At 60.9% G+C, this 14,249-nt stretch carries 20 protein-coding genes; 9 read left to right on the top strand and 11 right to left on the bottom strand.

The window, feature by feature from the left end:
* Positions 1-212 precede the first annotated feature (212 nt).
* Positions 213-425 carry a hypothetical protein gene (locus tag R2855_10200; GenBank protein MEZ4531391.1) on the top strand — a complete coding sequence of 71 codons (213 nt, stop codon included), beginning with the start codon at positions 213-215 and terminating at the stop codon, positions 423-425.
* A gap of 67 nt (positions 426-492) precedes the next feature.
* Here the strand turns inward: R2855_10200 and R2855_10195 are convergent, their stop codons facing one another.
* Both R2855_10195 and dapF read right to left on the bottom strand, forming a co-directional pair.
* A complete protein-coding gene (locus tag R2855_10195) occupies positions 493-1,047 on the bottom strand; it encodes a hypothetical protein (GenBank protein MEZ4531390.1) in 555 nt (184 codons plus the stop codon).
* 20 nt (positions 1,048-1,067) lie between these two features.
* Positions 1,068-1,943, bottom strand: coding sequence for a diaminopimelate epimerase (gene dapF / locus R2855_10190; GenBank protein MEZ4531389.1), 876 nt, complete (start codon positions 1,941-1,943; stop codon positions 1,068-1,070).
* 101 nt (positions 1,944-2,044) lie between these two features.
* Here dapF and R2855_10185 point away from each other — a divergent pair, with 101 nt between their 5' ends.
* The 4 genes from R2855_10185 (at position 2,045) to R2855_10170 (ending at position 6,795) form a co-directional block, all read left to right on the top strand.
* The gene (locus R2855_10185) at positions 2,045-3,031 is read left to right on the top strand and encodes an ROK family protein (GenBank protein MEZ4531388.1); all 987 of its coding nucleotides are present in this window, start codon (positions 2,045-2,047) and stop codon (positions 3,029-3,031) included.
* A gap of 508 nt (positions 3,032-3,539) precedes the next feature.
* Positions 3,540-4,433 carry an NYN domain-containing protein gene (locus R2855_10180; GenBank protein ID MEZ4531387.1) on the top strand — a complete coding sequence of 298 codons (894 nt, stop codon included), beginning with the start codon at positions 3,540-3,542 and terminating at the stop codon, positions 4,431-4,433.
* Between the two features lie 125 nt (positions 4,434-4,558).
* Positions 4,559-6,067 carry a hypothetical protein gene (locus R2855_10175; GenBank protein ID MEZ4531386.1) on the top strand — a complete coding sequence of 503 codons (1,509 nt, stop codon included), beginning with the start codon at positions 4,559-4,561 and terminating at the stop codon, positions 6,065-6,067.
* 332 nt (positions 6,068-6,399) lie between these two features.
* Complete coding sequence (locus tag R2855_10170; protein ID MEZ4531385.1) at positions 6,400-6,795, top strand: hypothetical protein; 396 nt, start codon at positions 6,400-6,402, stop codon at positions 6,793-6,795.
* Positions 6,796-6,912: 117 nt separating this feature from the next.
* Here the strand turns inward: R2855_10170 and R2855_10165 are convergent, their stop codons facing one another.
* The 6 genes from R2855_10165 to R2855_10140 all read right to left on the bottom strand — a co-directional run bounded on the left by R2855_10165 (position 6,913) and on the right by R2855_10140 (position 9,645).
* Positions 6,913-7,149, bottom strand: a complete 237-nt coding sequence (locus R2855_10165; GenBank protein ID MEZ4531384.1) for a hypothetical protein — start codon at positions 7,147-7,149, stop codon at positions 6,913-6,915.
* Positions 7,125-7,553, bottom strand: coding sequence for a hypothetical protein (locus tag R2855_10160; protein ID MEZ4531383.1), 429 nt, complete (start codon positions 7,551-7,553; stop codon positions 7,125-7,127). Before R2855_10160 ends, R2855_10165 begins: the two co-directional genes overlap by 25 nt.
* Entirely contained in the window at positions 7,531-7,683 is a 153-nt protein-coding gene (locus tag R2855_10155; GenBank protein ID MEZ4531382.1) for a hypothetical protein, read from the bottom strand. The genes R2855_10160 and R2855_10155 overlap by 23 nt, the downstream gene beginning before the upstream one ends.
* Positions 7,684-8,399: 716 nt before the next feature.
* Entirely contained in the window at positions 8,400-8,603 is a 204-nt protein-coding gene (locus R2855_10150; protein MEZ4531381.1) for a YggT family protein, read from the bottom strand.
* 358 nt (positions 8,604-8,961) lie between these two features.
* Entirely contained in the window at positions 8,962-9,069 is a 108-nt protein-coding gene (locus tag R2855_10145) for an SRPBCC domain-containing protein (GenBank protein MEZ4531380.1), read from the bottom strand.
* Between the two features lie 279 nt (positions 9,070-9,348).
* Positions 9,349-9,645 (bottom strand): NUDIX domain-containing protein, encoded by a 297-nt coding sequence (locus tag R2855_10140; GenBank protein ID MEZ4531379.1) that lies wholly within the window; start codon positions 9,643-9,645, stop codon positions 9,349-9,351.
* A gap of 109 nt (positions 9,646-9,754) precedes the next feature.
* Here R2855_10140 and R2855_10135 point away from each other — a divergent pair, with 109 nt between their 5' ends.
* Entirely contained in the window at positions 9,755-9,970 is a 216-nt protein-coding gene (locus tag R2855_10135) for a DUF917 family protein (protein MEZ4531378.1), read from the top strand.
* A gap of 371 nt (positions 9,971-10,341) precedes the next feature.
* Here R2855_10135 and R2855_10130 read toward each other — a convergent pair whose 3' ends face one another.
* Positions 10,342-10,575: a hypothetical protein gene (locus R2855_10130; GenBank protein ID MEZ4531377.1), complete on the bottom strand. Its 234-nt coding sequence runs from the start codon at positions 10,573-10,575 to the stop codon at positions 10,342-10,344.
* 467 nt (positions 10,576-11,042) lie between these two features.
* Here R2855_10130 and R2855_10125 point away from each other — a divergent pair, with 467 nt between their 5' ends.
* From R2855_10125 to R2855_10115, 3 genes are all read left to right on the top strand, one after another.
* The gene (locus R2855_10125; GenBank protein ID MEZ4531376.1) at positions 11,043-11,171 is read left to right on the top strand and encodes a hypothetical protein; all 129 of its coding nucleotides are present in this window, start codon (positions 11,043-11,045) and stop codon (positions 11,169-11,171) included.
* Between the two features lie 818 nt (positions 11,172-11,989).
* Positions 11,990-12,442, top strand: a complete 453-nt coding sequence (locus R2855_10120; protein ID MEZ4531375.1) for a hypothetical protein — start codon at positions 11,990-11,992, stop codon at positions 12,440-12,442.
* A gap of 191 nt (positions 12,443-12,633) precedes the next feature.
* The gene (locus R2855_10115; GenBank protein ID MEZ4531374.1) at positions 12,634-12,810 is read left to right on the top strand and encodes a hypothetical protein; all 177 of its coding nucleotides are present in this window, start codon (positions 12,634-12,636) and stop codon (positions 12,808-12,810) included.
* Positions 12,811-13,579: 769 nt separating this feature from the next.
* Here R2855_10115 and R2855_10110 read toward each other — a convergent pair.
* On the bottom strand, positions 13,580-13,735 hold the full coding sequence (locus R2855_10110; protein ID MEZ4531373.1) for a hypothetical protein: 156 nt from the start codon (positions 13,733-13,735) through the stop codon (positions 13,580-13,582).
* 184 nt (positions 13,736-13,919) lie between these two features.
* Positions 13,920-14,159 carry a hypothetical protein gene (locus R2855_10105; GenBank protein ID MEZ4531372.1) on the bottom strand — a complete coding sequence of 80 codons (240 nt, stop codon included), beginning with the start codon at positions 14,157-14,159 and terminating at the stop codon, positions 13,920-13,922.
* Between the last annotated feature and the right edge of the window lie 90 nt (positions 14,160-14,249).

Below are 14,249 nucleotides of genomic sequence, written 5' to 3'. Positions count from 1 at the left end.
TTCGACGATGGCAACAAGACGATGATGGCGCCGCATGCATTATCTCCAACGTCGGGAATTGCCGCGAGCGCAATTCCGACCAAATCAATCCCGATACTTTTGGTCTGGTTATTTAGCTTGACTATCTATTTTTCCGCCGGTAGTCTGAGTTCAGTCGAATCGTCTGACGCCCTTCGACGCGGGGCCGGACCACCAACGAAAGGAACACATCGATGCTGCAGGTTCACGAGGGTCAGTGCGGTCTTTGCGCGCACTTCGGGGAGAATGATCCCAACAAGACCCAGATCATTCAGATTCGTCTCAAGCACGAGGCCCCGGAGCAACTGACCGAGGCGTGCGGTCATCCGAAGCTCGCCCCGCTCGACCTGGTCGTTACCCCGATCAGCGGATGCAAGGGCTTCGAGCCGGTCGAGGCGCAGGCCTAACCAATCAGTCCTGACAAAACGAACGGCCATCCCGGTTTCGGGGTGGTCGTTCGTGTTTCCGAAGCCGCTATCCTGCCGCCGGACTTCCCTCGGACGGCGCGTAGAGGATATTGATGACCGCCGGTTGGTTCGGATCGGTGTTGCTGATGATCCAACCGTCGGTGGTTGGCTCAGCCGGTCCGGAGACATTGCGCACATCGACGCCCGCCGGTCCCGCCAGATTGGCGCTCAGGAGCGTGTACTGGCCGATCGGTATATTCAGCCACTGGTAGGCGCCGTCTTCCATATGCTGCGCGTTCTCGAGACTAATCGTCTGGCCGTCTGGCAAGGTCATGGAAAAGGCGGTGAGGTCGATCGATCCAGCGTTCATGCATTCACTGTCGGGAGTCGACCGCTCGGGGCAGGAATACGCGGCAACCTGCAGGCTGCCAAGCTCGACGCCTCCCTCGACGGTCGGCGCCATGGTGGCGTTTGTGTCGAACGTTGGCTGGATGATAGCTGTGGGCGCCGCGGGCTCATCATTTCCGCCGCGCGACCAAATGGCAATCGCCAGCACGGCAATCACGCCCACCGCAATCAATGCGGCCACAATGGCGCGCCGCCTGGCATCCGGGTTTTGCACTGTTCGTTCCTCCCGGACCGTCAGCGCGCCAGCGCGTCGGGTCGGATTTCACCGCTCATGACGATCCTGGTCTGCCCCTGCAGGGCGACCGTACGCGCCCCATTCTCTCCCAGGTCGAAGCTGGCGACCAGTGGCATCCCGCTGGAGGTGATGACCTCTACCGGCGACCGCACCAACCCGCGCTGGGCGCTGACCACCGCGCTCGCCACCCCGCCGGTGCCGCAGGCAAGCGTTTCCGCCTCCACACCGCGTTCATAGGTGCGCATCCGCAATCGATTTCCACCAAGATGCGAAACGACATTCACGTTGACGCCCGCTGGCATGAAGGCCTCCGACCGGCGAATCTGTTGACCAATTCGCTCCAGATCGGCGCGGCTTCCGAACGCGTCCGCATCTTTGACATAGAGCACCGCATGGGGCACGCCGACCTGGATGGGAAAGAGTTCGTAGTCGATCCCATCGACCTCGACGATCCGGGAGGGCTCGACCGGGCCGGTATCAGGCATGGCCAGCGCGACCAGGCCAGTGTCCGCGTCGACTCGAGCTCGCACGACACCGCTCATCGTGGAAAACGCCATTTCCGGTCCCGCCGCGCCAATGAGCTCAGCGAACCGCGCTCCGCACATGGCGCCGTTGCCGCACATCTCGCCTTCGGACCCATCGGCGTTGAAGTATCGCCAAAGGAAATCGGCGCCGGGTTCGGACGCGGGCTCGATGAACACCACGCCATCCGCACCGATCGAGGTCGCCCGGCGCGTGACGAGCGTGCTGAAGCGATGCAGCTCGCGCTCGGGCACTACGGCGGAGCGATTGTCGATCACGACGAAGTCATTGCCCGACCCGTGCAGCTTCATGAATTCGATCGGCAAGCGTATCGCCAAATCGTGTGCGGTCATGACGCCTCCATTCGCAGGAATTCGCCGAAGTGAGCCCAAGTTGGCGTATTGTGTACCGGAGCGACGCGGAGATGCTGGCAGCAGACAGGAGAAGCGCAACGATGGCAGGTGAGCTCGCGGTTGGTGTCGACTTTGGCGGAACCAAGCTGCTCGCGGCGGTGGTCGATGTCTCGACCGGAGAGATCCTCAGTTCATCGAAGAAGAAGACCAATCCTGACGACGACGCCAAAGCGCTGATGGAGCGCATCTACAGCGGAATCGACGACGCGCTCGACACCGCCGGACTCAAGAAGAAGTCAGCAATCAAGGGAATTGGCGTCGGGATCGCTGGGCAGATCAATACCGCAAAGGGAATTCTGCTGGGGGCGCCCAATCTCAGCCAGGCAACCGTCAATCTCCCCATCGCAGATATGCTCGAAGATCGGTACAAGGTGCGGGCCGCGCTTCTCAACGATGTGCAAGTGGCCGCGCTGGGTGAAGGAACGTTCGGCGCCGGCAAGGGATGCGCCGACTTCTTCTGCGTCTTCGTCGGAACCGGCGTGGGCGGCGCGATCGTGCACGACGGTCGACTCTACACAGGCGCAACCGGCACTGCCGGCGAAGTCGGGCACCTGATCATCCATGCCAATGGCCGGCACTGCGGTTGCGGTGGGCGTGGTCATCTGGAGGCGTACGCATCGCGCACCGCAATCACTCGGACTATCCTGGGCGAATTGAAACGTGGCCGAAAATCGGTGCTGACCAAGCTGGAGCCATCGTTGGCCGATTCGGACGGGGATGGCAGCGCGCTGCGCTCGGGGCTGCTCGCCAAGGCGATGAAGGAAAACGACCCGTTGGTCACTGAGACGTTGACGGAAGCCGGAACAGACCTGGGACTCGGGCTTGCCTCGGTCATCAATCTCCTCAACCCGTCGCGCATCATCATGGGTGGCGGCGTGATCGAGGCGGTCGACTACCTCTTCGAGGTCGCGTCGCAACGCGCCGTCCGGGAATCACTGCCAACAGCAGCCAAGTCGACCGAAATCGTGCGCGCCAAACTGGGTGACAACGCCGGTATCGTCGGCGCCGCCATCCACGGAGCGGGATAGCACGCGGCACGCAGCACGCGGCACGCGGCACGCGGCACGCGGCACGCGGCACGCGGCACGCAGAAAACGTAGGCGATCGTTGAGAATCAGGCAACCCAGGGTTGCCTGAGGTCAGTTGCCAGTTGTCGGTCGTCAGTTGCCAGTCTCCTGTTGCCCAATGCTCCTGCCCCTTTCCTTTTGCCTGTTGCCTGTTGCCCATTGCCCATTGCCTTTTGCCCATTGCCTCTCTCCCCCATTTCTTTCCCAGCATGTTCGTTGCGTGCTAGACTGCCCATACGGTCAGCAATACGTCGATATATGAGCTGGTCGTCGGCATTTCGTTATTCATGAGCTCAGTGGTTAAAGCTGTTAATGGCGGTTCGAAGGGTGCGTTCGGGTATACAAGCAGGACTACGAAGCGTCACTGCACTGGATTTCTCCTTACGATCCCGAAGCGAGCGGACAGCCAGACTGCATAACCGTTGGTCGTCTCGAGAGGACCTCGGTGATGATCGACCCAGTCGGTCAAATGTCTGATCAAACACCCCTCGGCGTGCAGGCGGCAGAGGTCGCCGCGTTCGTCGACTTCGAAAACATCCGCTACTCGACAATCAACGCGTTCGGGCGTGAGCCAGATCCCATTGTCTGGCGTGACAAAGCGCTCAGCTACGGTCTGATGGCAGTTGCGCGCGCCTATGCCGATTTCGACCAGCATCCCCAACAAAGCCGCAATCGGCTCGACGTCGCCGGGTTCGAAGCGCAGCACTATCCCGCCAAACGCACGACCGATCAGCACGGTCGTGAGAAGATCGTCTCTCGTTCCGACCTGAACTTCGCGCTCGACATCATCAACACTGCCTTGGCGCGACCCGATATCAAGACCTTCCTCCTCTTCACCGGCGACAAGGATTTCATCCGCGTCGTGACCACGCTGCGCAATCGGTTGGGCCGGCGGGTGGTGATCTGCGGTGTGCCCGGGTCGATCAGTCCCGACCTGGTGGCTGCCGCCGGCGAGGAAGACGAGATTCTGATGCCGGATTCGCCGGACATCGACATCGAGGTCATTCAGGCAGTCGACCGATATGTCCGGCAGCTCCATGATGGTTTCGTTCCCACGCAAAGCCACATGAGCCGGACGCTGTGGCGATTCCTCGATCGCAGCGTGCTCCCGTCAGAACACATCGAAGCCAAGGTCATGGAGTTCCTGCGCAAGGGAATCCTGACCAAACGGCAAACCCTCAACGGACAAAACCAGGAACTGGTCACAACCGAGCTCAATGCCGAGCATCCGCTCGTGCAACAGGCGCTTCCGGGGTTCCCCAATCATCAGCCGGTCGACCTCGATCCATCCTCGACCAACGGAATTTCGCACGCCGAGCGCCCAGATAGCGACGCGCGTTTGACGACCGAGCAGTTTCGCTGAGCGACCTCCCGATCGATCCTGAACCCCAGTCGGCCATCGAACGCGGCTACGCCGAGCGTGCCGCGCGTTGGCAGCACGATGCTGACCTGCTCGAACAGCAGCGACGCCGCATCAGCAACCTTCGGTTGGTGGCCGGCGGGGCGCTGATTGCCGCGGCGCTCTATTGGGTCTTCACGAGCGAGCTCTGGGCCGTGCCAGCTGCCGTGGTGGCTGGCATCCTGCTCGCTTTGCTCGTCCGCCGGTACCGCCAACTGACCGTCGAATGGATGCGCGCTTCCACACTGGCGCTCGTCAATCGTTACGGCGTCGCGCGGCAACAACGCGACTGGAGCAACCTGCCAGAGCCCGACTCTGTCACCGTACCAGCCACGCACCCTTATGCGGGCGACCTGGACATCGTCGGGAAGGCCTCGCTGCTCCAATTGCTCGACACCACCGGCACCACCATGGGGGGCGAACGCCTGACCGGCTGGCTACTGGATCCCGCCCCACCGCATGAGATTCCCTCCCGTCAGGAAGCGGTGCGCGAGCTCTCGCAGGATCTTCCCTGGCTACAGGAGTTGCAGCAGCGGGCTCTGCTGGGCGAGATCGACGATGACAACACCGCGGCATTTCTCGATTGGCTGCGCGCCCCGGGAACACGCCTGCCGCTTCTGACCTGGCTCGCCCGATCGAGCGTGCTGGCAGCAATACTGGTGCTTGCGCTTGCGATTGCCGGCCAGGTCGATTCAGGCTGGCTGGCGATACCGCTCATGGCCAATCTCGTGATTGCAACCGCGTTGCATCACAAGGTCGGCCGGCAGATGGATGCCGCCATGGAGCATGGGAGCGCTATCCGTGCCTATGCCGGGTTGCTGGAACTGCTGGACGGCAAGCAACGGCAAGCCGAACTGCTCCGGGAGATCGATGCGCCTCTCCGGACGGACGGAGTTTCCTCGTCCCAGGCGCGCGCCAGCTCGCGCAGATCCTTTCATCTGCGTGCCACGCGGCCTCACTCCAAAGTTACGTTCTGCAATTCGCCTGCGCCTGGGATGTCCATTTCTACGACCGATTGGAGCGCTGGCGGGAAACTTACGGAGCGCACGTCCCCCATTGGCTGGAAGCGATCGGCTGGTACGAGGCGCTTCGGCGCGCTCGCCAACCTGGCGCATGACAACCCGGAATGGGTCTATCCCGATGTCTCCGGAGACGCACGATCGTATCGCCGCGACCCAGCTCGGGCATCCGCTGATTCCCGCGAATCGCTGGCTTGCAACGATGTCACCGTGGGCCCCCCAGGATCGTTTCTCTTCGTGACCGGCTCGAACATGTCAGGCAAGAGCACCCTGCTACGCTCGATCGATCGATTCGGTGCTCGCCAACGCTGGCGCTCCCGCTTGCGCGCAGACACTTCCTCACTGCCACCGATTTCGCTCTGGACCAGTGTACGCATCGTCGATTCGCTGGAAATGGGTGTCTCCTACTACATGGCCGAGCCCTTGCGTCTGAAACAGATCGTCGACGCATCGCAAACGGAGCAACCAGACGGACGCATCATCTGTTTCCTGCTCGATGATCCTCTCTGGCACCAACACAGCGGAGCGGCAGATCGCGGCCTGCCGGATCATCTCGCTGCTCATCGAGCGCGGCGATAGGTGCGGTGTCCACGCATCGATCTCGATCTCTTGCTCGCCAGTGAGCTCTCGCCGACTCTGCGCAAGAAGTTCATTTCGCGGGAAAGTTCCGTTCGAACGTGACGGGCAAATGGACATGACCTTCGACTACACCCTTCGCCCGCCACCACGACCAATGCGCTCAAGCTGATGGAACTGGTTGGTATCCCCCTGCAAGACGCTGCCGGTTCCATCGCTTTAGCAAGCGTGTCCCTCACGCCGCATACTGACGCTGCGAACCTGGTGACAGCGAACATCGTGGAGGGCCCTGCAATGCGAATTCGTTCAGAGATCCTGTCAATCGCCGAACGGCCTTGAAGGAGCAATATTTACCGCCATTGGAGCGCTCGGTCATTCCGGCGCATTGGTCAGGATGCCACGCCAACGCCCTCGTGATCCCTGATGTGCCCAGCGATTTCAAAGTCGTGCTGCATGCCGCGCAGGAGCAGGACTGGGTTCGCGTCCTGTCCAATCTCGACAACCTGACCGCAGAATGGCCGGCGGCGAGTCTGCGGGTCGGTGACGGAAGCTCGGTGTACACGCTTGCCAGTGACAACGACCCGAGCGCGCATTTGGGTGAGCTGACCGAAAAGGGCGTCGAGGTCTACGTCTGTCCGAACGCGCTCAAAGAGCACAAGATCGACATCGGCGAGATTCCATCCTGGGCCAAGACCGATCTCGGCGGAGTCGTTGCCCTGATCCAGCCATGAACCAGGGCTTCCGCTACATCAAGCCGTAGTTCGGTTCGAGCCCCAGAGCCCTTCTCTCTCAGCTCCAGACCCTGGACCTGGACTCTGAACTCTGGACTCTGGACCAAGAATCTCGTCCTACTTCGCCAACCGCTCCAGGCCACTGTGGCAATAGTGCCGTTGCGGAAGTCTTCGATCCGGAAGAACTCGTTCGGCGCATGGGCGCTGCAGGGTCTCCAGGCTGAACGCATAGAAGACCATCTCCGCGCCGAGGTGATGCTTGAACACTTCGGCAATGGGGAATGTGCCGCCCGTGCGAACGTAGACCACGTCCTTCCCACCGATCTCGGTCAACGTCTCGGCGGCGGCCACCATGTATGGGTTGTCGCGCGAAATCGAGAACGGCTCGCGCGGTGCCCGTCTTGAGGCTGGAATTCGGCTCGCGCTCCTACTGGCAGGTGTTGCTCGACATGCAGCCGAATCAGATCGTTGATCTCGTCGGGGTCTTGATCGGGCACCAGGCGACAGGTGATTTTGACGTGCCCTGCGCCGGAGTGACATCTTTGAGCCCGCACCCCGGAAACCGCTCCAGATGCCGCCGATATCGATTGTGGGTGCATCCAGAGACGCTCGAGCGTGGTGTAGTCTGCCTCGCCGGTGGGCACCGTGACGCCGATCGAGCCGAGGAACGCTTCTCGGTCGAACGGAACGTTCTCGATATCGGCAGCTTCCTGCTCGGTGATGGGCAAGACCTTGTCATAGAAACCTTCGACCGCCACCTTGCCGTTGGTACCGGAACGACGAGGCGATGCGGGCGGTGACGCGGGCGGTATTGGCAACACCACCGCCGTAGATGCCGGAATGCGCGTCCGAATCTGCGGTGATGATGTCGATCTGACCGCCGGCCATACTCCTTTGACGAGAGGATGAGGGAATACTGATCCTCACCCCCACATCATGCCATCGGCGCTGAAGACGACATCCGCGGCGAACCTGTCGGCAGTGCGCGGTCAGATAGGGCGAGATCGATGGCTGCCAATCTCTTCCTCCCCTTCGTAGAAGAAGACGAGAGGTTGATTGGCGGTTGGCCGTGCTTCCTGGCGAACGCCTCGATCGCCAGCAGCGTGATGTAAAGACCGGCCTTGTCATCGCCAGAACCACGGGCAGATCTTGCCGTCGCGCACGGCTGGTTCGAAGGGAGGCGTCTCCCAGAGATCGATCGGATCACCGGCGGCTGGACATCGTAGTGGCATAGATCAGCGCGGTTGGTTTGCCGTCATCGACATGCCACCTGCCATAGACGAGCGGGTGACCGCCGGTTTCCAGCACCTCGACCAGGGATGCCTGCTGTTTTCATGCGCGGCCACCCATTCCGGCGCGGGGCGCACATCGCCGGCGTTCTCCGGCAGTGCGCTCACACTCGAATGCGCAGGAAGTCGTAGAGCTCTTCGAGATTCGCCTCCTCCTGCTCGGCAAAATAGGCGCTAACTGACAGCGGTCATGGAACTCCAGCTGGGTATACGGCATCGTCGAACACGACAGAACCGGGGCCCCATGCCCCGGTTCCACACGATGTCAGGCGAATTGACGGAAGATGAACTGCTCGATGAATTGCAGCAGGATGATCAGGATGATCGGCGAGAAACGATGCCACCCATCGAGGGCAACGCCCGGCGAATCGGCCCCAGAAAGGGCTCGGTGATATCGACCAGAATTCGCCCGACGGGAGATCGCATCCTGACCGACCAGGAGCAGCGTTTCCGCGCGATGACAATCAGCGTAAGCGCGTTGAACAGATAGCTGATGAGCGTCAGGATGTTATCCGGCATGCTGCGGCCTCTGGCGTGAGAGCAGGAAAGACTACTTCGCCGCGCTCGCCTTCGATTCGAGACAACTGAAAACTGGCCAACGATCTGCCGGGCAGCCGGCTGGATCATGCAGCGCCCACGCGGGCGATCGAAAGCCGCGAATGTTGGCATCGCCGTTAATCGCACGGTGGTCTGCTCGTCCTGCATGATCAGCTCGAGCGTGCCAGATCCCGAGACCTGGCCCTGCGGACCGCTCCTCGACTTCCATGCGATAGGACGTCGGCTCCACCTTGTCGAGAATCTTCACCTTCCGGTGAAGGTGCCCTTGATCATCGCGATTCCCACCTTCATGGTGGCGTACTCGTTCGGACCGACTCGGTCATCCCCCGGCGCCGGGCAGACAGGCCTCCAGCACGGCCGGATCCATCAGAAAATCCCAAACGACTTGACGCGGGGCATCGAAGGCATATTCCCCAGAGAGTTGCATTGGTTCCTCTTCCTAACCGGTCAAAAACCGCCGGAAATACACAGGTTTGAAGTAACAGGATGGGTCATGCGTCCTGCATCATGGGAAGTGAGACGCACCGTGTGACTGACGCAACGCTCGCGACCGATCTCTCAGATCGAGCTGCTCCAGGGATATCGATGTCATGTCGAAACGCGAGATCGGAAGGGCGTCCGTGGGAAACCAACCGAGTCTGAATCATCGTCGGCTGAGCCTCGCGCCAGAGACGACCCTGTATATGACGGCGATCCGGCGAGGATATCAGGAGATTAGCGGTCCAAGCTCGATCGAGTACCCGGTCTCCTCGCGCACTTCGCGGACAGCGGCATCCTCGGACCGCTCTCCCGTTCGACAAACCCAGCCGGGAAGCCCACTTCCTGGCGGCGCGCGCGCCCGACCGCGCTTCCCCAGCAACACCTTGCCATCCCGTTCCAGAACGACCGCAACTGCCAGCTTCGGGATCGTAGAGATCACAAGCCCGCAGGCACGGCAGACTGGGCGTGTCCGCCCGTCGGTCAATCGCTCCTCGGTCAATCCGCCGCATCGATGGCAGCGCATCGCCTCTCCGTCCATGATGATGGCAATGGTGCACCATCACCCGGTTGCTATGCTGCGGAGACGAAGGGCCCGACGGTCCATGTTCATCTCTCATCAGAATGGAAGTCTTGTGGCGCGCACCATCGACCGTGACGATCTCGAACGCCTCGCACCAGGCGCCGGCATTCTTGGCACTGGCGGCGGCAATCCCTATCTCGGCAAGCTGCAAGCACGAAGTCTCCTCGAGCAAGGCAAGACGATCGAGGTTATCTCCGCTTCCGACGTGCCGGATGACGCACTCGGTGACGACGGTTGGCTCGATCGGAGCGCCAGTAGGCCGCAATGAGCGCCTCAAGCAGGGTGAGGAGTTTGGTCCGTTGCGCGCGCTTGAAAGGCACCTCGGGCGCCCGATCACCCATGTCACCTGTGCGGAGATCGGGCGGTTCGAACAGCATGTCGCCTATGATCGTCGCCGCCCAGGCGCGAATCTGTGCCGGTGGTGGACGGCGACGGAATGGGCCGTGCCTTTCCCGAGCTGCAGATGGACACCTTCATGATCTACGGCATCGAGCCGACTCCGGTGGTGATCTCCGATCCACGCGGCCATGTAGCCATCTTCGACAATCTCGGCGATCCGCTCACATTGAAGCCGCTATGCGCGTACCGTGACCGTGCAAATGGGTGGTTCAGCGGTGCAGCGGGGCCGGCCATGAGCGGTCAAGACATGAAGCGGGTGCTCATCCCCGGCGACACCATTACGCTGGCAATCGAGATCGGCGAAGCGGCGTTGAGCGCGCGCGCCGCCCACACCAATGCCGTCGATGCCGTCCTGAGGTGGTTGTACAACGGCTCTTCCGCGGCAAGATCATCGATGTCGATCGTCGCCCGTGGGTGGATTTGCGCGAGAGCCTTTTTCGAAGGAATCGGCCCAAACGACGGAGAAACCCTCAAGATCGACTTCCAGAACGAGAATCTTGATCGCGCGGACGTACCCGGTCAGGTGCTTGCGGTCGTGCCCGACTTGATCTGCATCGTAGGATGCGGAGTCTGCCGGAGCCGATCACAACCGAACTCCCTCCGGTATGGTTTGCGCATCGAGGTCGTCGAGATCTTGCGCCGTGAGCGCTCAAGAGCGCAGCTGCCCTGCGTTTTGTCGGCCCAGCGGCGTTTGGCTACCGGGATGTCGAATATGGTTGCTGCCAGGGTGTTTCGCGAACTGGCCGGGAGAGCGTTCGACCTGGACGCTGCCATGGAGCACAGGGCATCGCGCGCGAGATGCCGCTCCCGGGCGTGGTACGCTGGACAACGGTACGAGCACGCCAATTGTGCCAAGCCCACGAACTATTCGAGGAACGACGAGATGGAAATGACCGAAGCCGCGCAATCCGGGCTATGCCCAATTTTGGAAGTGCATGTCGATGCATATTGGCCTGGAGGAAGCTGCGAAAGCAATCGGCGGTATCAAAGCCTCGCAACTCAGCGCATTCGAACAGGGCAAGGAACATGCGCTGACCGACGAGGAAATCCAGCGATACATCGCGTACTGATCAGCGAAAGGCCGAGGCGCCGCCCCACATTCCGACGGACGATGAAATACCCGTCTTCGAGGACGAGGATTAAGTTCGGCAGGCGGCACGCGACTGCCCGGTGACAGAAAGCGACGCACGCAAACGGCTCCGGTACAGACTGGGAGCCATTTCACATTTCACCCGCGCTCTGGCAATCGCAGTGCTACACCGGGCGATCGCGGTGTGCAATTTCATCGTCAAATTCCGTGTCGTTCGCTGTGTTTTGGTCGTGTCCGGCCGTAGCTGGTTTGCGCGACACACGCTATCGCTTTCGACAATACGCAGGGTTTGGTCGAAGTTCCACAGAAGTGTCATCCCCGGAAGAAGGCCAGCAAGCCTGGGGTTCGACTCAGCGAGCTTCTCTCCGTCGCGTCGCGCGAGAGACGCTCGTCAACCCATGCCCCCAGAAATCGACGATCTTGCCGTGAGGATTTCTGTGCTGATCCTCGCACGGTGTTCAGCACGATCCCGGCAGTTTCCATAGTCCCGCAACGTTCTTGTAACCCCGTAGTTCCAAATTCCGGCGCTATTCATGCCGTGTTCCTTATGTTCATAGTGATGAACACGGAACCCGCCGTTCAGTCGAAAGGGAAGTGGCACGCACCTGAGCTCCGATTTCTCTGCAACCGACGCGACCAGTTGACCGCTACCGGCTGCCACGGCCACCGGATGCGCCGATTGCATTCTGGAGCCAGCCGATCCTGAGGTTGTGCGCGCGATTGGTACTTGCCCTTGCCATCGCAGCTGCCCCCGGTATCGCAAATGCCAGCGGGGTCCGGTCGATTCTGGCGTAGCTGTTGTTGATGGCCATTTCAGTATTGGGCGGTGTTGCCGCTGGATTCGTCATGCGCTCTGGTTGGGCAGTCGTTGCTGCGCTACTGGCGTTTCTGCTGGCGTATGTGCCTGTTCGCCGCGGCGAACAGGGGCCGTCGGTCGATGGTATTCACCTCGACACGGCATTCGGCATTCTCGGATTGCTCGTTGGGCGTGGCGTCTTTGTGCTGCTCGGGTTGATTCCGATGGCACTGGGCTGCGCATACGGCGTACGGCTGTTTGCCCCTGCTGGAGCAGTTTGGAATCTCGCGGCAACGTGCTCATACCTGGATTCGGCGGCTGCGTTATGCAGTCACTGGATTGGCGACCTTGGTCGTTGTCGGACTTGCGGTCTGGGTGGCGCTCCCGGCAAGCGTGCCCGCAGTCAAGGGGCCAGGATGGCAACCCAGCAGTTGGAGGCATCGCAGAACTGGTAGAGGTCGATCTGAACGGACACCAGCAATGGATCCAGATTCGGAGGAGCGAATGCTGGTGAATCCGGTCGTTCCTTATCTGGAACGGCGGACCTGGTCAGAGTGATCTGGCGCTGTGTCGCGGGTCTTGCCTGAACCCCTGCACCAGAATTTCAACGTTGTGGGTTGGGACCAGCGAGGTACGGGGAAATCCCATGGCTCGCCTTGATCCGGAAACCCTCACGCTGGACGGGATCGTAGACGACACCATTGCGTTGACGAACTATCTGCGTGATCGATCTGATCAGGAGAAGATCTTCCTGCTAACGGAGTCCTGTTCGGTGCTGTGGTGTGCTTGCGTGCAGCGGCATCCCGAGCTTCATCATGCCTAAGCATCGGCAGCGGGCAAATGGTCGAACTTTCTGGAAACCGACCGCATCATCTACGAGGACCTTCTGGCTGACGCCAAACGGCGCGGTGATGACGGTCTGGTTCGCACCTTGCAGGATTCGGCCCACCACCGTATGGTGACATCTGGGACTATGCCTCGTGGTGCAACACTACGAATTGATCGAGGACGACTAAGATCCGCCCGCCGCGTATGTGGGATCGCGGCGAGTCTTCGGGGATCGGATTCTCTGGGGAATCATGGGCAGCGAATACATTCCTCATCGACAAGACCAACGTGATACGCGGCTTGCTCGATATGGCGTCGGTCATGTGACCCCCACCTCGCAGGAGATCGACTTCCGGCAACAAGCAAGTACTCGCTCGAGGTACCGGTACCTCTTCCTGGGGAACACGAGCCGCGTGGTCGACAGGAGCTACCAGGAATGGTTTGACATGCTCACGTGCCGGTGAAACATCTGTACACCTTCGCCAATGCAGGTTTCGCGCCCTGCGTTCGAGTATGCCGACGATCTGCATCGAATCCCGGAAGAGATCATTCCGCAAACCGCGCTGGCTACCTGAACCCAACTGGGATCGCAGTTGCCGGAGAGATATACTCCAGCTGGTCCCTAGATTCGGGACCGGCTGACGTTCATATCCGAATTTGAGCCGAGACCCACCTAAGGGAGCGTCGTAGGAAGGGCGAGATTCGCGTACGCTCGCCCGCTCTTCAGCCGCTCATTTGCGTGAGCACCGCGTCATACCGGGGGGCTATGTGCCAGGTTCCAGACCGTATTTCACGAGAAATGCATCGATTGCAGCCACGGCATCGGGTGAGAACTCCAGGTCGGGGCCTGCGTAGTCCACAGCCGGGTTCGCTTCTCCTTCGATGATTCGCAAGCTGTGATCGGCCTTGGCAAGCGCCACGAAGGTGACACTGAGTTCCCGGCTCTCTTGAACCCATCGAGCAGTGCCGACGATCTCCGGTTATCTGCGCGTCCCCGGCGCCGAGCACCAGCACCGGAATGTCCGACGGTAGCCCAGCCGCAAGCGCGCGATCGATCGATCTGACCAGAACGCGGTCGATGAAGGACTGAACAGTGCTGCCAGCTCAGGCGATGCAATCGTCTCGGCAGCTCGCCGGTAGTCCGTAGGCTCTCGACAATTGCCGCCAGTTCATCCGCCAGCGCGGTTGCATCCGCTCCGTCATGCTGCCGCCATCGACAGCTGTCTTCAACTGAGTTGTCATCTGATCGGTGATCAGGTCGAGATAGCAGTAATCGAAAGCGGCGCCACAAAGAATCAACCCAGCGGGCGGCGTGCCAGTTGTGAGCTCATCGGCCAGCGCCAACGCGAAAGCCGCCCTTCGCTGTGCCCGACAATGATGAGCTTGAGGATTGACTCAGGTTCGCCGATATGGCTGCGTCCGAGGCTTCCTGTA

The organism is Thermomicrobiales bacterium, assembly GCA_041390825.1.
GTDB lineage: Bacteria > Chloroflexota > Chloroflexia > Thermomicrobiales > UBA6265 > JAMLHN01.
This window is presented reverse-complemented; position numbering and strand designations above follow the sequence as displayed.